Source organism: Zoogloea ramigera (assembly GCF_006539865.1).
GTDB lineage: Bacteria > Pseudomonadota > Gammaproteobacteria > Burkholderiales > Rhodocyclaceae > Zoogloea > Zoogloea ramigera.
This window is the reverse complement of sequence record NZ_BJNV01000023.1, coordinates 24,469-47,760: the sequence shown is the minus strand read 5'-3', so window position 1 is coordinate 47,760 and position 23,292 is coordinate 24,469. Positions and strand designations below refer to the sequence as shown.

Sequence of the window (23,292 nt, the reverse complement as noted above, 5' to 3'; positions counted from 1 at the left end):
GCCTCGTCACCGCCCCGGAAGCCAGCCGAAAGAATCTTCGCTCGCCCCGCTTGGCACGTATTCAGCGCCGATCCAGCCGGTGTAACCGAGCCCTGCGAGGTGGCGGAACAGAAAGCTGAAGTTGATCTCGCCCGTGCCCGGCTCATGGCGGCCGGGGTTGTCGGCGAGCTGGATGTGCCCGATCTGCGGCAGGTGGCGCTCCAGCGTCCGCGCCAGATCGCCCTCCATCACCTGGGCGTGGTAGATGTCGTACTGCAGGCGCAGGTTGGGGCGCGCCGCGGCGGCGATCAGCGCCAGGGCCGGCGCCGTGCGGTCGAGGTAGAAGCCTGGTGTGTCGCGGCTGTTGAGGGGCTCGGTGAGCACCTCGCGGCCGGCCGGGGCGAGCGCGTCGGCCGCATGGCGGAGGTTGTCCACCAGCGTGGTCAGCAACGCCGTCTCGGAGTGGCTGGCCCCGCGCAGGCCAGCCAGGCAGTTGAGCCGCGGGCAGTCGAGCGCCTCGGCGTAGCGCGCCGCCAGCGCGACCCCGTCGCGGAACTCCACCACCCGATCGGGCAAGCAGGCGATGCCCCGCTCGCCGGCCGCCCAGTCGCCCGGCGGAAAGTTGAACAGCACCACCTCGACCCCGGCGCGGCGCGCCGCGTCGCGCACCTCGTCGGCCGGGAAGGCGTAGGGAAAGTGAAACTCGACCCCTTTGAAACCGCAGGCCGCCGCCGCCTCGAAGCGCTCGAGGAAGGGCCGGTCGAGAAACAGGAAGGACAGGTTGGCAGAAAAGCGCAGCATCGAAAAACCCACAAGAAAAGTTTCAAGCTGAAGGCAAAACCCGGGGCCATCACATCAAAACCCCCGTTCGCAGGCCAAATCGGGCCTGTCGATGGGTTATCATGCGCGACTTGACAACGAATGACCAAGCCCCACCGATGATCCGCAAACTGCTGCGCCGGGTCTTCCGTCGCGCCGCACCCGCCAACGCCGTCTCCGAACCCGCCGTGATCCCCGTGGAACGCCACGGCGTGCGCCGGGAATCGATCTCCCCCGCCGCCAACAAGGTGTGCGCCGTGCTGCAGGAAAACGGGCACAAGGCCTACGTCGTAGGCGGCGCCGTTCGTGACATCATCGTCGGACAGGTGCCCAAGGATTTCGACGTGGCCACCAGCGCCACCCCGGAAGAAGTCCGTGCCCTGTTCCGCCGCTCGCGGATCATCGGCCGCCGCTTCAAGATCGTGCATGTGATGAGCGGCCCCGAGACCATCGAGGTCTCCACCTTCCGCGCCATGCAGGCCGCCGAATCCACCGAGACCGACGAACACGGCCGAGTGCTGCGCGACAACGTGTTCGGCTCGATGGCCGAAGACGCCACCCGCCGCGACTTCACCGTCAACGCGCTGTACTACAACCCCACCGACGAAACCGTCATCGACTACCACCACGGGGTGGCCGACCTGCAGCAAAAGACGCTGCGCATGATCGGCGACCCGCGCGTGCGCTATCGCGAAGACCCGGTGCGCATGCTGCGCGCCGCGCGCCTCGGCGCCAAGCTGGGCCTGTCCATCGACCCGGCGGCCCGCGCGCCCATCCGCGAGATGGCCGAACTCCTCGAGAACGTGCCGCCGGCGCGGCTCTTCGACGAGATGCTCAAGCTGCTGATGTCGGGCCACGCGGTCAAGTGCCTGCGCCAGCTGCGCGAGGAAGGCCTGCACCACGGCCTGCTGCCGCTCCTCGACGTGATCCTCGAACAGCCGATGGGCGAGCGCTTCGTGTGGCTGTCCCTCGAGAACACCGACGAGCGCGTGCGCCAGGGCAAGCCGGTGTCGCCGGGCTTCCTGTTCGCCACCCTGCTGTGGCACGAGGTGCTGGCCGACTGGGAAGCCCGCAAGGCCCAGGGCGAGCATTCCCAGCCGGCGCTCTTCGACGCGATGGACGCGGTGCTCGACAAGCAGTCGGGCAAGCTCGCGATCACCCGCCGCATCGCCGGCGACATAAAAGACATCTGGGCCCTTCAGCCGCGTTTCGAAAAGCGTGCTGGCAAGACGCCCTACCGCCTGCTCGAGCAGCCGCGCTATCGCGCCGGGTGGGATTTCCTGCGCCTGCGGGCCCAGTCGGGCGAGATCCCGATGGAGCTGCCCGACTGGTGGGACGCCTTCGCCGACGCCAACCCGGACGCCCGCGAGACCATGCTGGTGCCCGACAAGGCCGGCACCGCCAAGAAGCGCCGCCGCCGCAAGAAGCCCGCCGCCGACGCCGCCCCGGCTGCCGAATGAGCACCGTCCGCGCCTACGTGGCGCTGGGTGCCAACATCGGCGCGCCGGTGCAGCATCTGCGCGCCGCCGTTGTGGATCTCGCCGCCCTGCCGGGCACCCGGGTCGTCGCCCGCTCCTCGCTCTACCGCAGCGCGCCGGTCGGCCTCGTCGACCAGCCCGACTTCATCAACGCGGTGGTGGCCATCGACACGCCACTGGCAGCACTGCCGCTGCTGCACGCCCTGCTCGCCATCGAGGCCCGCCACGGCCGCGTGCGCAGCGTGCCCAACGCCCCGCGCACCCTCGACCTCGACCTGCTGATGCACGGCGACACCATCATGGCCGGCGCCGAGCTCACCCTGCCCCACCCGCGCATGCACGAGCGCGCCTTCGTGCTGCTGCCGCTGCTCGAGATTGCGCCCTACGTGCAGCTGCCCGGGCTCGGCGCGGCGCGCAGCTTCCTGCCCGCGGTGGCCGGCCAGGCCATCGAACGCAGCGAGCCGATGTAATGCCGATCTGGGCCCAGACGGCGCTGCTGCTCGCGGCGTCCAACGTGTTCATGACCTTCGCCTGGTATACGAAGCGCAACACTTGCCCAGTATCCCAAAACCCCGCTAGTACTGGGAAAAATCGCTTGGCAAGTGCGGGCAACGCTTGCTCTATAAGCCTGCTCGTGTTTTCGGGCAAGTGCTTGTCAGCATACGCTGCAGGCCATCCCACTCGATCCGCTACCAGCGGATCTTGACGATTCTTGTTCGCCTCACCCCGTGAGGCAATGAACTTCGCCTGACTGCGAAATATCGCGCCACTTGACCACTGACTCGCACCACAACTGTCCAGCGAAATCGGTTGCCCGACCATCTTCAAGTCATCAGGCGGCAACCGGCCATCACCTGCCGTTGGCGATGTCATCGAGATTTGGGTAGATTGGCGGCGATGTACGGCCGCTTTGCAGCAACGAACTTGGCAAACTGCTTGGCTCGACCCGGCCAGAAGTTGCCAGTCGCCGAACCTACGGAAGTATGTAGAAAGAGCATTTTAATGCAGTCCAACGACATAGCCTTAGCATTCTCAGGTGGCGGCATTCGTGCGCTGGCCTTTCATTCAGGAGTGCTGAGATATTTGGCTGAGCAAGGCCAACTCGAACGAGTCAGTCACCTGTCCACCGTCTCGGGGGCAAGCTTGCTGATTGGCCTCGTTTTTCACCGTTCTGAGATGACTTGGCCGTCGTCAGACACGTATTTGACCCGTACAGCGCCGATGATTAGGGACCTAATCACGAGTCGGGATCTGCAGTCATCGGCAATTAGACGACTGGCTTTCCAACCACTCAATTGGCGCTCCGCTTTCTCACGAGCCAACGTCATTGCCCAAGCAATAAAGGAGACTTGGGGAATTGACCAATGTTTGGCAGACCTGCCCGCTTCCCCGGAATGGACCATTAACGGAACAACGGCGGAGACCGGAAAGCGCTTCCGATTCAAACTCAGCCAGCTGGGGGACTATGAACTTGGGTATGCGGATGCCTCCAATTTTCCGCTAGCAACGGCCATGGCAACGTCGGCTGCCTTTCCGGTTGGAATCGGACCGCTAGCCATTGATGCGCGAAAGTACAGTTGGTCGAAACGCCCGTATTGGGGGACGTCAAATGAAGAGGCAAAGCCAATCTCTGTACCGTATCCAACCTTGCACATCTACGATGGTGGTGTCTATGACAATCTCGGCCTGGAAGCCTTATTTGACCTGAGCCGGAATGAAGCCCAGGGCGCGTATCGGATTGTTGCGTCCGACGCCGGAGCACCACTGACGAGCGGGTTCAATTTCTGGGGCCTGAGCCCATTCCGGATTAAACGACTCCTGGACATCGTCACCGACCAGACCCGTGCGCTCAGAGTGCGTTCCTTTGTCCAATTCCTTCGTGGCGAGCATGGCGGAGCCTACCTTCGTATTGGTACGCTCCCTGGTCAGCTTTTTGCGAAGAGCCCCCGTCTCGTAAGCGATTCACAAAGCTGGCTTAGTGATACCGAGATCGAACTGGCGCGAACGGTGCCGACGAATCTTCACAGCCTTGAACCGGAAAAGTTCGATCTCGTCGAACGCCATGGCTACGAAACAGCCCGGGCCGTGCAGTTGGCTTACCCCTACTTGCTAGGAGACCAGCAAGGAAAGGTTGCTTAATCTATCGCTTTATTGCGCGATACGGCGCTCCCTGTAGTCGAGCGCGCGCTGCATCGGGATGCTTGAGGATGTCGAATTTTTTAGGTTCGAAATCGCCCCCCTTATGAACTTCAGTGGTGTCTCCCATGGAATCGACATACTGAACAGCCGACGTCCCATTATCGGAAGTAACGATAACGTCGCCACGTGTCGTCGTGGCTAATGGGATGTTTTTCCGAGACAACAAGGCACGAATCTCTGCTGCTACATGTCCATACTGATTATCAAAATTCACCCCGCAGACCGCTAACTTTGGCTTGATTTCATCAAGCAGATCGCTCGTAAGAAAGCCGTTGTTTGCGCCATGGTGGGGCAGAATCAGCACATCAATCTCGCGGCACGCGACGGTTGATGCCTTGATGAGCGCCGCAATGTCTGTCGACTCAACGTCGCCTAAACTCAGCACATTAAAGCAACCCGTGCGAAACAGCTTGACCGTGGAATTGTCGTTGGGTTTGTCGACGAGCTGGCGCGGGTGAAAAATGACGTTCTTGTATCCGTATGCCTTCGCGTTTTCAAGGCTCTTAACATACGCTGGGGTTACCGCAACCGCTTTTGCCGAATTCTTCGCGCCAGTGACGTAGGCGCGGATTTCCTTAAGGCACTCTTTGCCGTTATCGGTACTAGGGGTATATCCGGGATACTCTACTGTGCGCGGCTTCCAAGTCGACAATATTTCACGCAACTCTGCCAGCGCGCAGTGATCTTCATCCCAGCTTGTGATGTGCAATTTGTCGATGTGCGACTTATTGCAGCACTCGAGCTCATAGACCAGATTCAGCCGACTTGCTTCCGTCACCCGAGCTTCAATTAAGGTGAACTCTTTGCTGTCCCAGTACGAAAACGACGCCCCTTTCGTCTTCAGTTGGTAAGCCCGAAACCGGGTCGGCAGGGGTTGAAGCGACGGCAGTAACCGCTTGGTCGCCTGTACGATGTCGGATAGTTTCATGTCAGAGGTTGCAGCAATTTCTTTGGTAAGTGGGCTACCGGCGTCGGAGCCAAGGTAATCGGTTGAGCCGTTAGTGGCATTCCAGGAGGGATCGCCTTGCGACATTCTACCGGGATTGTCATAGCGTGCAGTTTGTAGCGCACGGGCTCATAGCGCTTATTCCGAAACAGTGTTCAGGTGGAGGGACGGCCATCGTGCGGTAAAAGTGTCGGCTCGGGAACTGTTCTCATTTGCTCACCTCCGGCGCGGGCGACGTTGAGGGTCCGATCCACGTCAGCCTGCAAAGCGAGCTCCACGTGAACGACACTACGTTCCATTTCCAAGAAACATTGGAGGTCGAGGAGCGACACGCCGAAGTCAAGACACCCGGTTTGCCAAGAAGATATCCTCGGAACTCACATCACTTAATGAGTCGAACAGACCCTTTGCAACACTTAGAATAAATGACTTGTTAAGTGACAGTTTTTGACAGCAGACGTTTCTTGTCGCACACTGTCACACAATCGAACGTATATGTGACAGCCAAGAGATGTTGATCGGTTACATGCGAGTATCTAAGGCGGACGGCTCACAAGCCACTGATCTGCAGCAAGACGCGCTGATCGCGGCTGGCGTCGATCCCGCACATCTTTACGAGGATCAGGCGTCTGGCAAGCTTGAGGATCGCCACGGTCTCGCGAACTGCCTGAAGGCGCTACGCCCTGGCGACACCCTGGTCGTATGGAAACTGGACCGGCTCGGGCGCGACCTACGCCATTTGATTAATACGGTCCATGAGCTCACCGGGCGCGGTATTGGCCTAAAAGTGTTGACCGGGCACGGCGCGGCGGTCGATACGACTACAGCGGCCGGTAAGCTGGTCTTCGGCATCTTCGCGGCACTCGCTGAATTTGAGCGCGAGCTGATCGCCGAACGCACACTGGCCGGCTTGGCATCCGCCCGGGCGCGAGGCCGGAAGGGCGGCCGGCCGTTTAAAATGACCCCAGCCAAGTTGCGCTTAGCGATGGCAGCCATGGGGCAGCCTGAAACCGTCGTCGGTGACCTTTGCCATGAACTCGACATCACGCGGCAGACACTTTACCGTCATATCTCCCCGAAAGGCGAGCTGCGTCCGGATGGGCTAAAACTGCTCAACCGGACTTAATTTCTACGTGCGTGCGGGCCATCGAGATGCGAGCCTGCAGTGAGCGGAACTCGGATCACGTAGCCAGAAAAACGCAGGACAAGACATGAGCACCCCGAAAAACGATAGCAGCCAGACGGCCACGCCCCGAGGAAGGGCTGCACGCCCATGAACGCCGTAGAAATCGAACAAGCCATCACCGACCTTGCGGAGCAGCCATTCGATCCCGCAGAGTTCCCTTATACCTTCCTTGAAGCCTTTGGCAACAAGGCGACGACCATCAAACGCCTGCGCGCGGGGGCGTCGAACAAGTCTGACCTCGGTGGTGTTCTCCAGACCAGCAATATTCACATCCTGACCGCCAACGCTGGGCAGGTGACGCAGACTCTGGCCGCTCTCAAAGCCAGCCCGGCGACGGCCAAGGCCAAGGCCAAGTTCATCCTCGCCACCGACGGCGTGGACTTCGAGGCCGAAGACCTAACCAGCGGCGAGACAGTCGCCTGTGCTTTCAAGGACTTTCCCGACCATTTCGGCTTCTTCCTCCCGTTGGCGGGCATCAGCACCGTCCGACAGATCACCGAGAACGCATTCGACATCCGGGCAACCAGCCGACTTAACCGGCTCTACGTCGAACTGCTGAGGGACAATCCTGAGTGGGGCAAGGCCGAGCGCCGCCATGACATGAATCACTTCATGGCGCGGCTGATTTTCTGCTTCTTTGCCGAGGATACGGACATCTTCGGGGGTAAGGGCAAGTTCACCGAAACCGTTGCGCAAATGAGCGCGAGGGACTCATCCAACACGCACGAGGTGATAAGCACGCTGTTCCAGGCCATGAACACCAGGCGTGAGGACCGGGCGGCAGCCAAGCTCCCCCGCTGGGCCGACAGCACTGACTTCCCGTACGTCAACGGTGGTCTGTTCTCCGGCAGCATGGACGTGCCGAAATTCAGCAAGATTGCCCGCTCCTACCTGCTGCACGTTGGCAGTCTAGACTGGACCAAGATCAACCCTGACATCTTCGGCTCAATGATCCAGGCCGTCGCAGAAGACGAGGAGCGCGGCGAGCTGGGGATGCACTACACCAGTGTTCCCAACATCCTAAAAGTGCTGAACCCGCTTTTCATCGACGATCTGCGGGCGAAGCTGGAGGAAGCGGGCGACAACGCCCGCATGTTGCTCAACCTGCGCAAGCGCATTGCTAAGATCAGGGTTTTCGACCCAGCCTGCGGCTCGGGCAATTTCCTGGTCATCGCCTACAAGGAAATGCGTGCCATCGAGGCCGAGATCAACCGGCGGCGCAGCGAGCCGGATCGTGCATCAGAAATCCAGCTAACCAACTTTCGCGGGATTGAGCTGCGTGACTTTCCTGCGGAGATTGCCCGCCTGGCACTGGTTATCGCCGAGTATCAGTGCGACGTGCAGTACCGAGGGCAGAAGCTGGCCTTAGCTGAATTCCTGCCTCTGCGTAATGAAAACTGGATTACTGCTGGTAATGCGTTGCAAATCGACTGGGAGCAAGCCTGTCCAGCCAAGGGCACCAGCGTCAAACTGGTGGGAGACGATTTGTTCCAAACACCATTGGAACAGTCAGAAATAGATTTCAGTAACGAAGGGGGTGAAGTCTATCTCTGCGGCAATCCACCGTACCTTGGATCGACTTGGCAAGATGCTTCTCAGAAGGCGGATTTGCAGGCCGTGCTGGGTAGGCGCACCAACAGCTGGAAATCGCTGGATTATGTGGCTGGCTGGTTTGTGAAAGCGGCGGATTACTGTGCTCGTAGTCCAGCCAATGCGGCCTTCGTGTCCACCAATTCCATCTGTCAAGGGCAGCAAGTGCCTATTCTGTGGCCGTTGATTTTTGCAACCGGCTGCCAGATTCACTTTTCCTATACGTCTTTCAAGTGGGCCAACCTTGCCAGTCACAACGCGGGTGTGATGGTGGTAATTGTGGGGCTTTCTGCACAGCCACCAGCCTTGCGAAAGCTGTATACGGAGGCTCTGGCAGAAAACGGGGACCGGTTGGCGCTAAAAGAGGTTGCTAACATCAATGCTTACTTGGTTCCAAGCGTGGATGTCATTGTTGAAAAGTCTTCGCGTCCACTTTCGGGACAAGCCGAAATGAGCTTTGGCAATAAGCCGGTCGATGGTGGATATTTGTTGCTGTCACGTTCCGAAGTTGATGCGTTGGGGTTGAACGAAAAGCAAAAGGGCCGCTTCATCCGTCGTATTTATGGCTCTGCTGAATTCATACGTGGGTTGGAGCGCCATTGCTTATGGATTGAAGACGAACATCTGACAGAGGCCGAGGCTATACCGGAAATTGCGAGGCGTATTGAAGGTGTTCGAGCAGTGCGCTTGGCCAGCCGAGACACAGGTGCCAATGAAATGGCTGCTCGTGCGCACCAAATGAGGGAGATGCGTATTGGGCATAGATGGACTCTTGCCATGCCCCGTACTTCATCAGAGCTCAGGCCGTATTTGCCGGTTGGATTAATTGACAGCTATAGCACCGTCACAAGTGAAGCCTTTGCCCTCTACGACGCCCCGCTCTGGAACATGGCGCTCATCGCAAGCCGCCTGCACCTGGTCTGGATCGCCACCGTCTGCGGCAAGATGAAAACAGACTTCCGCTACTCCAACACCCTTGGCTGGAACACGTTCCCGGTGCCGACTCTGACCGAGAAAAACAGGGCTGATCTCACGCGCTGTGCTGAGGACATCCTGCTGGCGCGGGAGCATCACTTCCCCGCGACCATCGCGGACCTGTATGACCCCGAGAACATGCCCGCAGACCTGCGTGCTGCGCATGAGCGTAACGACGAAGTTCTGGAGCGCATCTACATTGGCAGGCGATTCAAAAACGACACCGAGCGGCTGGAAAAGCTGTTTGACCTCTATACCAAGATGACCGCTTCGGCTGCACCGGCCAAGGGCAAGAAGCGCAAGGCGGGAGCCAACGCATGAGCGACAAGATCAAGTCCGTACCGTCCGTTTCCGTCACCTACGCCCGCAATGGTGCGTCGACCAAAGCAAATGCGCTTGGGATGCGGCCAATGCAGGAGCGGGCTTACGAGAAGCGGGGCGAGCAATACCTGCTCATTAAGTCGCCGCCCGCATCGGGCAAGAGCCGTGCCCTGATGTTCGTGGCACTCGACAAGCTCAAGTACCAGGGCTTGAAGCAGGCCGTCATCGTTGTGCCGGAGAAGTCCATCGGTGCCAGCTTCAACGACGAGCCGCTGTCGAAGTACGGCTTCTGGTCCGACTGGCAGGTTGAACCCAAGTGGAACCTGTGCAACGCGCCGGGCAACGACAACGGCGGCAAGGTTAAGTCGCTGGGCGCGTTCCTCGATAGTGGCGACGATGTCCTGGTCTGCACCCACGCCACCTTTCGCTTCGCGGTTGATGCCTACGGCGTGGAGGCGTTCGAAGATCGCATGATCGCCGTCGATGAGTTTCACCACGTTTCAGCCAACCCCGACAACAAGCTCGGCCTGCACCTGGGGCAGTTCATTGCGCGAGGCAAGACCCACATCGTCGCCATGACCGGCTCCTACTTTCGGGGTGACGCCGAGGCCGTGCTGGCCCCGCAGGACGAGTCGAAGTTCGATACCGTCACCTACACCTACTACGAACAGCTCAACGGCTACGAGTACCTGAAGCAACTCGACATCGGCTACTTCTTCTACAGCGGGCCTTACGTCGATGACATCCTCAATGTCCTCGACCCGGCAGAGAAGACCATCATCCACATTCCCAACGTGAATTCGCGCGAAAGCACGAAGGACAAGATGCGCGAGGTGGAGCACATCATCGAGGCGCTGGGGGAGTGGCAGGGCATTGACGCCGCCACCGGTTTTCAGCTCGTCAAGCGTCCGGATGGCCGCGTGTTGCGCATTGCGGACCTGGTTGATGACGATGCTACGAAGCGTGACCGCGTATCCACTGCACTGAAAGACCCGGCGCAGAAGAACAACCGGGATCATGTGGACCTCATCATTGCGCTGGGCATGGCGAAGGAGGGCTTCGACTGGATTTGGTGTGAACACGCGCTGACAGTGGGCTACCGTGCCAGCCTGACCGAGATCGTTCAGATCATCGGGCGTGCAACCCGCGACGCACCGGGCAAGACTCGCGCTAGGTTTACCAACTTGATTGCCGAGCCGGATGCGACCGAGGAAGCTGTCACCGAGGCCATCAACGATACCTTAAAGGCCATCGCTGCGAGCCTGTTGATGGAGCAGGTGCTGGCCCCGCGCTTTGAGTTTAAGCCCAAGAACCCCGATAGCGGCCCCACGCCGGGCTTTGACTATGGCGAGAATGGCTACGATCCGGACCGCTGCAACATCGGCGTCAATGAGCAGACAGGGGCTTACCAGATCGAGATCAAGGGCCTCGCGGAACCCAAGAGCAAAGAGGCCGCGCGCATCTGCCAGGAAGACTTGAACGAGGTCATCGCTGCCTTCGTACAGGATAAGCCCACCATCGAGCGCGGCCTGTTCGATGACGAGCTGGTGCCCGAGGAGCTGACGCAGGTTCGCATGGGCAAGATCATCAAGGACAAGTATCCTGAGCTTGACGCCGAAGATCAGGAGGCAGTGCGACAGCACGCCATCGCCGCCCTCAACCTGACGCAACAGGCCAAGCGGCTTGTCACCGAAGGCGAGAGCGACGGATCGCCCAATACGGCCCTGATCGACGGCGTGCGCCGTTTTGCGATGGACGTGCGCGAACTGGACATCGACCTCATCGACCGCATCAATCCATTCGGCGAAGCCTACGCCATCCTCGCCAAGACCATGAGCGAGGACAGCTTGAAGCAAGTTGCGGCCGCCATCTCTGCCAAGCGTACGAGCCTGACGCCGGATGAGGCAAAGGATATGGCCATTCGGGCCGTCCAGTTCAAAAAGGAGCGCGGCCGTATTCCCGCCCTCGATTCTCAGGATGCGTGGGAGCGGCGCATGGCCGAAGGTGCGGCCGCCTTCATGTGCTTCAAGGCGGAGGGGCGATATGAGTAACGCCGATCTCGACGAACTCGCCGCAGAACTTGCGGAGTTCGCGCCGCCCGAGAAAAAGGGTGGACGCCCAGCCAGCGAGGAGCGCGTCGTCGCAGGCTTCGAGGAAATCCAACGCTTCGCCGAGAAGCACGGACGTGCCCCGCAGCATGGGGAAGACCGCGACATATTCGAGCGCCTATATGCCGTGCGGCTCGACCGTCTACGCGCGCTCCCGGATTGCCGCGCCTTGCTTGAGCCGCTAGACCATCAGGGCTTGCTTGCTGGGGCACCTACCGTTGCCGCTTCGGCGGACGAAGCCATCGACATCGACGACTTGGCTGCCGAGCTGGCGGGTGTGGCTGACGCGGACGATATCACGGTCCTGCGCCATGTCCGCACCAGCGCCGAGAAGCGTGCCGCCGAGGAGATCGCGGATCGCAAGCCATGCGAGGACTTCGAGACCTTTCGGCCGTTGTTCGAGCGCGTGCAAACGGAAGTCAAAACCGGCTTGCGCCAGTCCCAGCCCATAGAGGCGGGCCGCCGCGCGATTGAGGTCGGGGACTTTTTCGTCCTCGATGGCATCACGCTCTACGTCGCCGAGGTCGGCGAGCCGCTGAAAACCACCGCCGGGGAAGTGGACCGCCGCCTGCGCCTCATCTTCTCCAACGGCACCGAGAGCAATCTGCTGCTGCGCTCGCTCCAGCGCGCGTTCTACAACGACCCCGCCGCGCGGCGGCTGGTCTCACCCGAGAGCGGGCAACTCTCTTTCGGCGGCGAGTTTGAGGCCGATGACGTTGAAAGCGGCACGATCTACGTCCTGCGCTCCCTGTCCGACCATCCCTACGTCGCGCAGCACCGCGACGTCATCCACAAGGTGGGTGTGACCGGCGGCAGATTGGAGGCGCGTATCGCCAACGCCGAGAACGAATCAACCTACCTTCTGGCGAAGGTCGAGGTCGTTGCAACCTACAAGCTCGCTGGGATCAATCGCTCACGGATGGAGAATCTGTTTCACAGGCTGTTCACACCCGCTCGGTTGAATATCACCATTAATGACCGCTTCGGTCACCCAGTGCAGCCGGAGGAGTGGTTTCTAGCTCCGCTGTTCGTCATTGATGAGGCCGTCGATCGGATCAAGGATGGCAGCATCACCGACTACATCTACGATCCTGGTTCTGCAAAGCTAGTAAAGGCCTGAAACAGACCCCGATACATGAGAAATCCTGCCAGTGAACAGAGTGGACGCGGAGCGGAATCTGCTTGGGCTAGGAGCTTAGTTCAAAAGCTTATACTGGCACAAAACCGTAAGTCACAGAACGCTTCCGGAGCCGGAATCCGGTATCCAGCTTAGGCAGAACTTCGTCCGTTAAGAGCGCATACCACTCGTCCGTGGTGATGGAATCAGGCGACTCAGCGCGAAACCGGAACAGAGGCAGACCAATCGCTTGGAAAATACGCTTCTTCATCTGATCAAGCCTACGAGTCGCCGATACCTCGATCTCATCTTGCCCCAGGTCAAAGGCAGCGATGGGATCGCCCTCATCGGGAATCACCAGTATGGCAGCAGGACGGCAGCGCTTGACATACAGCCATGCCTCATCATCAAGTTGATGCTGAAGCCGGTTTAAATCGGCAACTTGATCCAAAGGGTAGTTTGGTAGCGCCATCAGGCCGGGGAATCGGAGTGATAAAGCCTGAAGAAGGGTTCGTTCCTGGTGGGTCCGAAATACCGACTTACGTGCGCTAAGCAAATCCGAAGCGTCCATCCGCCCCGGCACCATGAAAGTTGACTGAACGATGCGGCGGACCTGAAATATTGGCGCCAGCGGTGCAAACTGGTCCGAGTCGGGGTGCTCTATCGGCTTAGTTGTCGAATGAGGACTTCTCAGTTCCTTGCTGCGCAATCGGGCAGCCACTTCCAAAAGTCGTGATGAGCGAAGACGGTTGGCAAGGTCACACACCGTCTCGACAGGTGCGCGTACCAAGCCGGCGAGCAGTAAGTCGCCATAGCGCTGCATAAGGCGCCGAGATGGATCCTTTCCTTGAAGCAGAATGCATAAGCCCTCACCAGCCAAAGCCCGGAGGAAATCTCTGTCTGCCGCAAGATGCAGCCAACGACCACCACTGAAGGACTCGAGAAAGCCTACGTGATCACCTTCGCCCAGCAGATTTTGAAGCCTACGTACTTCAGGAGAGACTTCGCGCTTGAACACAGCCTTGAGTGTCGAACCGGAAAATGAACTTCCGACATCGTACTTTGTGAGCGACCGATTGTCACTTATAGAGCGTGGTCTCAAAGTGATCGGAAACCTAGCATCCGTACATCTTTTTCGATGTATGGACCGTGGACGAAACCGACCCTCGCATTCTGTTTGGCCAACGACTTGCGGCTTTACGCAAGGAAATCGGTTGGTCGCAAGAGCGGTTAGCTCTCGAAAGTGGTCTCGCCAGAAGCTATCTGGGCGGGGTGGAGCGAGGTCAGCGCAACGTTGCCCTACTGAACATTGTTCGCTTGGCAAGAGCACTGGGCAAACCGCCATCAGATCTGTTAGTTTTCCCAGAGTGATTTGGTGCTGTGACCGTCTCTGGAGTCGATTAAAATTTCACTCAGCAGGCTCGGTTTGAACCCGCTCTGTTGGGGCCGGTCAAAAACCGACCAGGCTGGTGGCAGGATTCCGGTTTCAAACTGATCAGGAGTCCGGCACTTAACTCTTCGATTACAAATCGAAAAGAACCTTCTCTCGCTGGTCAATCCGGCTCCGGCACGCTCGGCCAAGATCAGACCGGCGCCAACAACCTTGGGGCTCAGCCCCAAACCCCGCACTCGCCGTGAGGCAGCCGGGGTGAGTTAAAAATTAACTCACCCCGGCTGCCATTAGCGTCTGTCGCTCCAGCGGCGTCAAGGGCTTTCGCGGCATAAACGGCTGACTCCCCAAAGGGTCCCCTCCATTTATTCCACGATCCCTTGACCCCCCTTCCGCTCGTCACAGCCTAAACCCGGTAGTCCTGTTGGCACGCCGGGCAACGGCCTCACTGAGCTTTTGGTGACTAGCCGCGTTGAGCAGCACCAGCTCGCGCCCTCGGGTAATTCCTGTGTAGAGCCACTCCCGCGTAACCAGCATTCCGTCATCCGCAATCAGAACCACCGTTGCAGCAGAGCTGCCCTGCGCTTTGTGACAGGTTATGGCGTAGGCCAATTCAACGTCCACCTCGGCTTCCTGGGGTAGTTCCCGGGGCTCCTTCTCATCATCAAAATGCACTTGCACCAACTCGCCGTCAATGTTGGTTACAGTACCAAGCAACCCATTGAAAAGACCGTACTTGTAGCGGTTTCGGGTGATGATGATAGGGTCACCTGAAGCTATTGTAGCCAAAGGCCCTAGGCGCCGAATCTGCACGCGATCCGTTCTTCGCTTCAACGATTCACACTCGTTCCAAGAATCGACCGTTTGCCTTCGCGCTGCAATCAGCATGAAATCGTCGCTGCGTTGTAGCGAATCGAGTTGCTCTGAATCGACAAGGAACACACCTTTCGTTTCGCCTTTCCAACCGGTCAGGACTGGTGCACTGCCGTTCCGGATCTGGTGGGCCGCCAGAGGAATCGTGCTGCCCTCCGCCTGCCGCAAAACCTTTGTCAGCATGGCGACACGCGACCTCTCCTCCACCAGATCATGGAAAATTTTGCCGAAGGCGACTGGGAACAGCTGTCCGTCATCTCCAGCCAGAAGAATCCGCACACCCTTGGGCAGCAACTTGAGCAATTGATAGAACGTAGGCGTGTCCATCATCCCCGCCTCGTCGATGACCAGGAGCGTCTTGTTGTTGAACTCGATTTCGGGGCGACGTTGATTGACAGGGTCTGCCTCGAAGGCTGCCTGTTGGGCAAGCATTCCAATCAACCGAGCCAACGTGTGCGCAAGGCGCGGTGAGTCGGGGGTCGAAGCGCCACGCGAGAGTTGCAGTGCCGCCTTGCCCGCCAAGGCTCCGAATACGACATTGCCGCACTGGCGCTCCCAGATGTAAGCCAGGACTTTCATGACTGTCGTCTTGCCAACGCCGGCGCCACCTTGCAACACTCCTAATGGCAGGAACATCAGCTTGCGCAACGCGTCTGCCTGCTCGCCGGTCAGGCGAAGTTCGCAAGCCCGCTCGGCATCGTCGATGAGCGCGTCTAGGCTCTGCTCATCCGGCAGAATGATATGACCGGGTGTGGCTTCAATTTCCCTCAACATCCTTGCCACCTCATCCTCAAGCCATGCGGCTCCTGGCACGCGAATCAACTCACCTCGGCGATGCAGATTGCCGATCTGCTCGGCATGCTGCAACGCAAGATCAGCATCGACGCCGCGTTTGGTCAGCTTTTCACGCACCACGGGCAAGATGGCTGCGCTGTCACCCTCCTGCAACAGCTCTTGCCATACGCTTGCTAGTGCCCCCATAAGCCGGGATGGATGACGATCAAGATCGTCTCCCAATTCAACTTTGCGCAGCAGCAGCTTACCGACGCGATCCGCGACCCTCCAGGTTGTGAGATGGGCAGCCAGGTAGGGATTATTGTTTAGGCGTTCAATGGCGTCGACACCCGCACAGAATCGCCATAGGCGGTTGGCCACGCGAGGTTCGCGCAGGCCAACCTTCTCCAGCACGACTAGGAATTCCGCTTCCGCGAGTTTCACCCGATCTGCTGCCGACTTCTCGGCCATGGCAGCAAAGAGCTGGGCGGTCATCCGTGCGGCGAGCGCAGGCTTGTTTGGTTCGAGGACTCCAGCGACTTCGTCCATCTTGGCCGGATCGGACAAGGCTTGAATCAGATCATGACCGTAATTCGCCATCAACCGCTGGGCGCGTTGGGGGCCGATGTTTGGCACGCGCTGCAGGAAGGGGCCAAGCAGATCGCCCAACACAGCCCGGCGTTTCATCACCTTGCTCTCGACCTGCCGATGTAAGCGCTGGAACTTGTCGGTCCAATTCGACAACTGGCCTTTGACGGCGAACGTATCACCGACCATGGGCAGCTCAGTGCGCCCCAAGTAGCGCACCCGAACCTTGTCACCCGCCGGTGTTTCTCCGACGAAGATTGCACCGTACTCCAGCGTAGAGACCACGCGTGTCACGGTGACGTCGCTGTCGAAGGTAAACCCAGCACTCATTGAACAGACACCCAAACGCCGTTTTCGACGGCCTGAAGCCGGGCGCGCAAGCGTTCCACTTCCGCGTTGGATGCCGCCAGCTCGGCTGACAGCACCCGGATGCGCTCGAGTAGCTCCTGCTGTGCTGCAACGGCTTCCGTTGCCGCCTGGGTAGCTTCTTGCGCGTTCTTGGCGTGCAGGATGATCTTTTGTTTGATCTGCTTGTCCGCGTCGGTCTGATTTGCCCTGGAGCCGATGGGGAGCACCCCCTGTCCTTCAGCGATGCAATTGATGAGCTGGGTCAGCTCTGCTCGTTCGTAAAGATATTTCTCCTGCGTTGGCTTGAGGTGGATCGCTTGGGCCACGGCGCGGACATTGATCTTGCCATCGGGACACAAGGGTAAGGTGGGCTTGCGGGCGGCCTCCGGCTGAGACAAATATGCGGCCTCGCAATGATCCAGCCACTCTTCTAGGCGCGCCTTGATGCCGGGGATTACGGACGGCCGGGCCATCAGGTTTTTGCCTTCGGTATCGGGGTGATCTTAGTAGCGGTACCTAGGCGCATCTGCTCCAGCAAAGCACCATAGTCACGCTGGAGCTTTTCGTGCTCAGCCTGCAACTGTTGCAACTGAAGTTCCGTAATAATGTGTCGATTCTGAAGGGCATCGTACTTCTCTTTCCAACTCTCGGCACGCTGCTGGAAGGATTTGCGGACGCGCATACGCCCTACAGCTTCCTTTTTCTTTAAGGCTTCGAGCCACAGCGAGGCACGTTCCTTGAGCGCTGTGTTGTCCTTTTTATAGAAAGTCGCCTCGTTAATCCCAGCACGACGGGCAAGCTCGGCCATCGAGACAGCACCGCCGTTACGGGGGTAAATTCCATCGTTGGCTGCCATCTCATCAGCTATAGCTCTAATGGCATCCTCAACTTGGTGAAACATCTTCTCAGTGCGGGCTGCGCCGCGCTTTAGTGCCGCTATCTTGTGCTGTTCGCTCATGCTGACTCCACCTCACCTTCCGGTTCGTCGCACAACGCTAGCAGGGCTTGAACCTCCGGATCTGCGCGGTACTTCCGCTCAAGATCAGGGAAACTCACCCAATCATCCTGCGCATTGTCCATGCTCGCTGCCAGCACCAGTAGTTGTCCATCGTCGCGAGCCTGGCGTGCAATATCAAGATACTGTTCTATGCTCAACTCCACATCCCGGCGCTTGCGGGCAAAGACAATACGGTTATCACACTGAGGCTGACAGTTAGCTGTGTTGGGTTCGCCCTTGGATCGCATCTTCCGACACAGGCCATCCTCTCCTGGCACCTTAGAGCAAATAATATTTTCCTGAATCAGCCGCCATCCTTGACCTTGCATGGTGAGCAGGAGCGAGAGGTCGTAGGCGCTGCCTTCAGACCAGACGCGCCCCGATTGGTTGAGTTTTACATCTTCGTTGCGCACAGCCGTAATCAGGCGGGCCGCGCCGGGGCCGCCGTGATCAGGTAGTGCCGTACCGTCGCGCATTGCCTGATGTATTTCCTCCAACGCTTCGGCGCAGTGCATGATGCGCAGTTCGCGAAGAACCATTTCTGCCTCCTTCCGCACGCCCGGATCGCAGAGGATGTAATGCAAGGTCATTTCTATGGACTTATGTCCGAATATGCGCTTGAGCACTAGCGGCGAGTTGAAGAGAGTGACTCCGGCAAGGCGACCGATAGTCTTGCGGAAGCGGTGAGCATGGACATTCTTGCCGCCGGGCATCGGATCCATGTCGAGGCGGCGGGCGAGGTTTTTAAGTGCGGAATTGATATCAAGATTCAAATCTTTGTCAAATTTCCCTGCCACCCTAATCGAGATCCACAGAGCATCCCCGAAACGCGGGGTTTGTGGCAGACCTTCGCCGTAGGAAGACGGCAACCAATTCCATGCCGCCGCTAGCCGTGCCTGATGTCCCAAGCACTGGGCGAGAATGTCGGGAGCGGGCCAAGTTCTAGCATCGCCGAACAGATTACCGGCCAGCTTGTAGGTGTAGCCCGAGAGATAGTTCTTGCCGTCGCGCCCAATTTCAACACAATTTTGCTTCAGAGTTGCAATCTCGCCCGAACGCCCTCCACTCAAGAGCAGCGTTACGAAGAGGTGGGCAGCTTGGAGCACGATGCTCAGCACAGTGATGTGCTCCCAATTGCATGGAGGCCATTCGCAGGTGTCCGCGCCATGCTTCCCGTTTGCAGTAGTGAGATTGAATGGAGGCTTCAAAGGATTGCCCGAGCGATCCAACCATGGATGGCGCTCAAGGTTGGCCGTAATTAACTTCGAGACGTTTTTACCGATATTCGTCTTTGCCCAATCGAGCCCTTTGAAGGCTTCACACAAATTCTCGAGCAATCGCAAAAGGTTCGGCCCCATGTCCTCGATCACCCATAGCACACGCGGGCCGATTTCAGCCAGCCATTCGTCTGGCAGCGGGGGAAAGGGTTCCGACTTGGTTTCGAAGATTGGTGGAGCGGCTCGGGTAGCTGGATTGGTGGTTTGCCGTATATCGGGCTGCGGCGGTGCGTCCAACCAGACCCCACGAGCGACGAGTGTGTGAAGGCGATCGATCTCAGCGCGCGTTTTTGTTATAGCCCTGAACTCAGAGACATCGGTGTCAGTTAAGCATTGGAACAACCCCTCGACGGAGGGATCCTCGGCCTTGCGTCGAAGCGAGCGAGCAATAAGCTTGGGCCAGGTTCCGTAAAGTACATGTGCGATACTAGGCGCTTTGAGGATCGCGCTTTTACCACCACGCCCCCCTGTTGGCACCAGCTTCAAAAGCAACGCAATCCGGGTGAGCGTTAACACACCCTCGTCGACAAGGACAGATTGGGGAGTTGCTGCAATTGGCTCTTTGGTAAGGAAGCTTAGCAGACGCTTTCTAAGGTCGATTTCCAAAGCGGATTTTCTTCCGCCTGGAATCAGCGTTTTTGGGGTTGTCCAGCAGCCCCACTCGCTGCCGTGCCCTGCTAGAGCTTTGGCGGCGAGCAGGTCGTCACGACCAAGATGCATGATTTCTGCTGAATTGAATCGTGCAAGGACCTCACGACGCCCCTCGGCCTCGGTGTCCAGCGGAATTATGTTTGCGACGGGTTTTATCATGCGACCTCAACAAATTCACGGGGGCCGATGTGACCTAGACCGGGGATGATATGCTCACCGGACTCGATGCGTTTCCGCCACTTCACGCGGGCGGAAGGCACATCCTCAACGGGATAGAGCGTGTCGAGAAGGAATTCGCCCGCTTCAAGTTCGTTGTCGAACCCGCTGCGCAACCAGGTTTCACGAGGCAGGCGCTCAAGCATTGTCATCAGTTCCTCCACACGCATAGCGATTCCGTCCAAAGACTCAGGCAGGAACTTGGCGTTCGGGCAGTCTTTGAGGCAACGATGGGTTCCGCACAGGCGTCCAGCAACATGATTCGGCGCAACGGATTCGGGTGGGCGCCTGGGATCGGTGCATCCAGTCCCAATGCGGCTCTTCATGAGCTGGCGGTAGCTCGTGAGTCGCGTTTCCATTTCGGGCGTCAGCTCACCGTCGCGCACGAGCTGAGCGAGGATGGTGAGATCGATTCTTCCCTGCTCCAGCTGCCCGATTAGATGGGCCATGAAGCGCAGGGCATGGGCGTCGTTCTCTGCGGCGAAGAGGGTATTTTCTAAATAGCCTATGGTGGAGCCGATTCTCGAATGCCCTAAGGCCAGCATCACGGAGAGGATGTTACCTCCTGACTGCTTGTAAACCCACCTTGCGTAAATATCCCGGAAGTCCGAAGGTGTTATATTCGGAATAGGTGAAAGTCCGTGGTCAGCACGTTTTTCGTTCAGGCGAACCATAAACCGACAGAGATAAGACCCCATTTTTACTTGGCCGTGTGTCTTATATCTGCCCTGCTGACTCCAATTCAGCCAACCAACATCCCCTTTGGAGCTGACATACAGCCAGACATTGCGAAGCCCTTCGCGCAACCGCTGTGCTTTCAGGTATTGTGCGTCTACGATTTTCGCGTCAGCATGACTGCTCTGCATTTGTGCCAGAACCTTCACGGCCTCCGTGTATTGCTGCTTGAGCTGCTCACGCAGCGGCGCTACCCGCTTGAGGAAGGCCGCGACAATGAAAGGCGGGCTTGAAGTATGTTTCACCAAGCCCGTGCAGAATTGCATTTTACCTTTGGCACGTGGCTTCGAAGCCTGTAGTGTCGCCTCGGTTTCTTCTTCGACCCCAGAGGAGAGCACAAATTGCGCCTGATTCTTGGGATGAGGAGCCACCAGAAAGGGCGACTCTGCATCGAGATTGGTAAGCGTACCTAAATTCCAGCCACTGTTCATTAAAGCCATGTGCAAGGCGATCTCGGCCTCTTCGAGGGTGGGAAAGCAGATCGAGCGCATGACCCGCCGCTCTAAACCGTCTCTAGACAGTCTAGGTGCATCAAAACCGTCCAGAATCTGTTCGCCAGTTGGCAGCGAACGCCCTGTTTTTTGCTGAATGCGCTGAAAATGCTGCCAGTTCTTCAGCAACCACTCTCCCTCTTCATCGAGAGCGAAAGGCTGCTGATTTGATGCACGTCGATTCGCTACTTCACGGATTGCGTCGTTGCGTGCCCAGGTCTTGCGAACACGCTCCCACTCCTGCTTAAGAGCGATCTTAATTTGCCTTGCCTGATCGTCCGGAATCAACTCGCGAAACGGGACAGCACTTTTCGGGGCCTGCCAGAGCAGCGCTGGCAGTTTCATTAACCTTCGCGTGTCGTTGATGAGGTTACGAAATGTTACGAAGTAGCCGATTACTATTCCTCGTTGATTGGCGAATACCTCATGGAGTTCATTTAGATCCTTCACCGACACTATTTTAGATGGACACTTACCGCTGGCGAAGTGTGTAGTTTCGAAGGCATCGAACAAGCGCCACCATGCACGGAGGGTACCTTCGTAATGTTTGGCGCTTTTTTTATTCAAAAGGGAAACACGCGCTTGAACGGCGGGTGCCAACTCGTCGATCAGGCTTGGACGACCTGTGTAAGCACCTCCCCATTTACCTGAATTTTTGCTTATGGGGTGGGGACTTTCATGTTGACCGTCTGCGAAAGAGCGTAGGTCGACAGCGTAGTTATCTGAGGGATGATTGGTCCAAAAATACAGAGGATCGTCACTTTTGGGCGGAGCAGGAAGCTGACCGGCCAAAGTAAGGCCACCATGTTCTCTAAGGTGATTCTTATTCTTTTTTCCGATGCTCATTTGTCGTCCTCTTCGACATCCTCCACGTCCAACTCTACCCATTGCTGGGTCATGGCAAGTGGCACACGCATTTTGGCGAACAACCAATGCAAATACGTCTCGGTGGTGCGTGAACTGGCGTGCCGTAGCTGCGGGCGAATCTCCATCTGGATTACTGTCATTGCACAGTCTTTCAAGGCCAGCACCAACGAATGCTCTCTGCTGATATTGGGTGTCTTGAGCACCTGCTGGAGCAACTCGGAGTGCTGCTTCATTCGCTCTTCCAAATAGCGACAGGCCCACCAATCTCGGCCTTGGTGTGGACTCCAATGAGCCGGCCCCTGGACTCGACTCCAGAACGCATATATTTGATCGCCGGTGTAGCGCAAGCCTGTCAATGGATTGAGAAACAGGTGAACGGCTTTCTGCATGATTCGGCGCTGCGCCTCAAGACTCTTCCCCTTCTTTAGCTGCAGCTTGAGCGCCATCAGTCTCTCTTTATTACGATAACTGTGGATACGTCTCGCGATCCAAAGCGGGACATGAATCTCGCCCTGCGGTCCGATCTTGTCGCCATGCTCGTCGATGCCGTATTGCTTGCCCTTAGTCCCATATTTTATCGTCACGATGACGGATTGCACTTCCTCGGGCTGATCGGGATTTGCAATCTTCCAGTCCTTTAGGTCGAGTGGCAGGGTATCCACCCGCCAACACGCAGCTTCCTCTCGACGTATGGCGGTATTAAGGACCAGATCGACAATCAGCCCCTCGGTTGCGCCGACCACAGGGCGATGATGCACGCGCTCGCGCCATGCCTCAATCTCTTCGACCGAGGGAAAGGACAGAGTGCGCTTATTGACCTTGACTTTTCCTTTGCGGGATTGGACAACCTTAGCCTCATGGCTTCGGCTATTGTCGTGGCTGCCAGCAATATAGGTTGCAGTCGTGGTGGGAATAACAAACGGATCTCGCAATCCTTTGTCAGCCGCCCACATTTGGAATTCAAGGGCAATTTGTACCCGAGGATTAACGGTTTCAGGAGCCAGCGGACGATTATCTGCCGACCATATACCCTTCAACATTTCCTCTTGGTACCGCCCGATCAGATCACTCACGTAATCGGCGCGCATCAGGTCTATGGATCGCGTGTCAGCCCACTCAAGCGCATTGGCAAGCCAGCGCGCAAAGTTTTTCATGGAAATGCGGCTTGGCGGGATGGGGTTCCTTTTCTCGCCTCGCCACTTGGGATCCCAGTAGCCAAGGCCACGGTCGAGCAGAAACTGATTCGGATGCCGGGCATAGCCAGGCTCTGGATCCAGGAGGAAGGGCTGATAGGCCAGCAGCCCAAAGCCCGCTTCAGCGAGCAGCTTGGGGTCAGCGTAGACGACTTTGTAACCGTAATCCGGCAT

Annotated in this window: 17 protein-coding genes; 8 read left to right on the top strand and 9 right to left on the bottom strand. The window is 58.1% G+C overall.

The window, feature by feature from the left end; genetic code table 11:
- Positions 1 to 6: 6 nt before the first annotated feature.
- Entirely contained in the window at positions 7 to 780 is a 774-nt protein-coding gene (gene hyi, locus ZRA01_RS08530) for a hydroxypyruvate isomerase (protein WP_141351243.1), read from the bottom strand.
- A 137-nt stretch (positions 781 to 917) separates the two neighbouring features.
- Here hyi and pcnB point away from each other — a divergent pair, with 137 nt between their 5' ends.
- The 3 genes from pcnB to ZRA01_RS08515 all read left to right on the top strand — a co-directional run bounded on the left by pcnB (position 918) and on the right by ZRA01_RS08515 (position 4,415).
- Entirely contained in the window at positions 918 to 2,258 is a 1,341-nt protein-coding gene (pcnB, locus tag ZRA01_RS08525) for a polynucleotide adenylyltransferase PcnB (protein WP_141351241.1), read from the top strand.
- Complete coding sequence (folK, locus tag ZRA01_RS08520; RefSeq protein WP_141351240.1) at positions 2,255 to 2,746, top strand: 2-amino-4-hydroxy-6-hydroxymethyldihydropteridine diphosphokinase; 492 nt, start codon at positions 2,255 to 2,257, stop codon at positions 2,744 to 2,746. Before pcnB ends, folK begins: the two co-directional genes overlap by 4 nt.
- Positions 2,747 to 3,278: 532 nt before the next feature.
- On the top strand, positions 3,279 to 4,415 hold the full coding sequence (locus ZRA01_RS08515; protein ID WP_141351238.1) for a patatin-like phospholipase family protein: 1,137 nt from the start codon (positions 3,279 to 3,281) through the stop codon (positions 4,413 to 4,415).
- Position 4,416: 1 nt separating this feature from the next.
- Here the strand turns inward: ZRA01_RS08515 and ZRA01_RS08510 are convergent, their stop codons facing one another.
- Positions 4,417 to 5,508, bottom strand: a complete 1,092-nt coding sequence (locus tag ZRA01_RS08510; protein WP_141351236.1) for a ComEC/Rec2 family competence protein — start codon at positions 5,506 to 5,508, stop codon at positions 4,417 to 4,419.
- 424 nt (positions 5,509 to 5,932) lie between these two features.
- On the opposite strand from ZRA01_RS08510, the gene ZRA01_RS08505 reads away from it, so the two are divergent.
- The 4 genes from ZRA01_RS08505 to ZRA01_RS08490 all read left to right on the top strand — a co-directional run bounded on the left by ZRA01_RS08505 (position 5,933) and on the right by ZRA01_RS08490 (position 12,721).
- Complete coding sequence (locus ZRA01_RS08505) at positions 5,933 to 6,547, top strand: recombinase family protein (RefSeq protein ID WP_141351235.1); 615 nt, start codon at positions 5,933 to 5,935, stop codon at positions 6,545 to 6,547.
- Positions 6,548 to 6,694: 147 nt separating this feature from the next.
- On the top strand, positions 6,695 to 9,493 hold the full coding sequence (locus ZRA01_RS08500; protein WP_141351234.1) for a class I SAM-dependent DNA methyltransferase: 2,799 nt from the start codon (positions 6,695 to 6,697) through the stop codon (positions 9,491 to 9,493).
- Positions 9,490 to 11,544, top strand: a complete 2,055-nt coding sequence (locus ZRA01_RS08495; RefSeq protein WP_141351232.1) for a DEAD/DEAH box helicase — start codon at positions 9,490 to 9,492, stop codon at positions 11,542 to 11,544. The genes ZRA01_RS08500 and ZRA01_RS08495 overlap by 4 nt, the downstream gene beginning before the upstream one ends.
- Complete coding sequence (locus tag ZRA01_RS08490; protein ID WP_141351230.1) at positions 11,537 to 12,721, top strand: GIY-YIG nuclease family protein; 1,185 nt, start codon at positions 11,537 to 11,539, stop codon at positions 12,719 to 12,721. The genes ZRA01_RS08495 and ZRA01_RS08490 overlap by 8 nt, the downstream gene beginning before the upstream one ends.
- 88 nt (positions 12,722 to 12,809) lie before the next feature.
- Here the strand turns inward: ZRA01_RS08490 and ZRA01_RS08485 are convergent, their stop codons facing one another.
- A complete protein-coding gene (locus ZRA01_RS08485; protein ID WP_141351229.1) occupies positions 12,810 to 13,736 on the bottom strand; it encodes a hypothetical protein in 927 nt (308 codons plus the stop codon).
- 131 nt (positions 13,737 to 13,867) lie between these two features.
- Between ZRA01_RS08485 and ZRA01_RS08480 the strand changes: the two genes are divergently transcribed.
- Positions 13,868 to 14,089, top strand: a complete 222-nt coding sequence (locus tag ZRA01_RS08480; protein ID WP_218028684.1) for a helix-turn-helix domain-containing protein — start codon at positions 13,868 to 13,870, stop codon at positions 14,087 to 14,089.
- A gap of 418 nt (positions 14,090 to 14,507) precedes the next feature.
- On the opposite strand, the gene ZRA01_RS08475 is transcribed toward ZRA01_RS08480, so the two are convergent.
- From ZRA01_RS08475 to ZRA01_RS08450, 6 genes are read right to left on the bottom strand one after another with little or no spacing between them, the layout of a single operon-like run.
- Positions 14,508 to 16,673: an AAA family ATPase gene (locus ZRA01_RS08475; protein WP_141351227.1), complete on the bottom strand. Its 2,166-nt coding sequence runs from the start codon at positions 16,671 to 16,673 to the stop codon at positions 14,508 to 14,510.
- Complete coding sequence (locus ZRA01_RS08470; protein ID WP_141351225.1) at positions 16,670 to 17,164, bottom strand: hypothetical protein; 495 nt, start codon at positions 17,162 to 17,164, stop codon at positions 16,670 to 16,672. The genes ZRA01_RS08475 and ZRA01_RS08470 overlap by 4 nt, the downstream gene beginning before the upstream one ends.
- On the bottom strand, positions 17,164 to 17,649 hold the full coding sequence (locus tag ZRA01_RS08465) for a hypothetical protein (protein ID WP_141351224.1): 486 nt from the start codon (positions 17,647 to 17,649) through the stop codon (positions 17,164 to 17,166). Before ZRA01_RS08465 ends, ZRA01_RS08470 begins: the two co-directional genes overlap by 1 nt.
- Entirely contained in the window at positions 17,646 to 19,775 is a 2,130-nt protein-coding gene (locus ZRA01_RS08460; RefSeq protein WP_141351222.1) for a site-specific integrase, read from the bottom strand. Before ZRA01_RS08460 ends, ZRA01_RS08465 begins: the two co-directional genes overlap by 4 nt.
- The gene (locus ZRA01_RS08455; protein WP_141351220.1) at positions 19,772 to 21,904 is read right to left on the bottom strand and encodes a site-specific integrase; all 2,133 of its coding nucleotides are present in this window, start codon (positions 21,902 to 21,904) and stop codon (positions 19,772 to 19,774) included. The genes ZRA01_RS08460 and ZRA01_RS08455 overlap by 4 nt, the downstream gene beginning before the upstream one ends.
- Positions 21,901 to 23,292: a hypothetical protein gene (locus ZRA01_RS08450; protein ID WP_141351218.1), complete on the bottom strand. Its 1,392-nt coding sequence runs from the start codon at positions 23,290 to 23,292 to the stop codon at positions 21,901 to 21,903. Before ZRA01_RS08450 ends, ZRA01_RS08455 begins: the two co-directional genes overlap by 4 nt.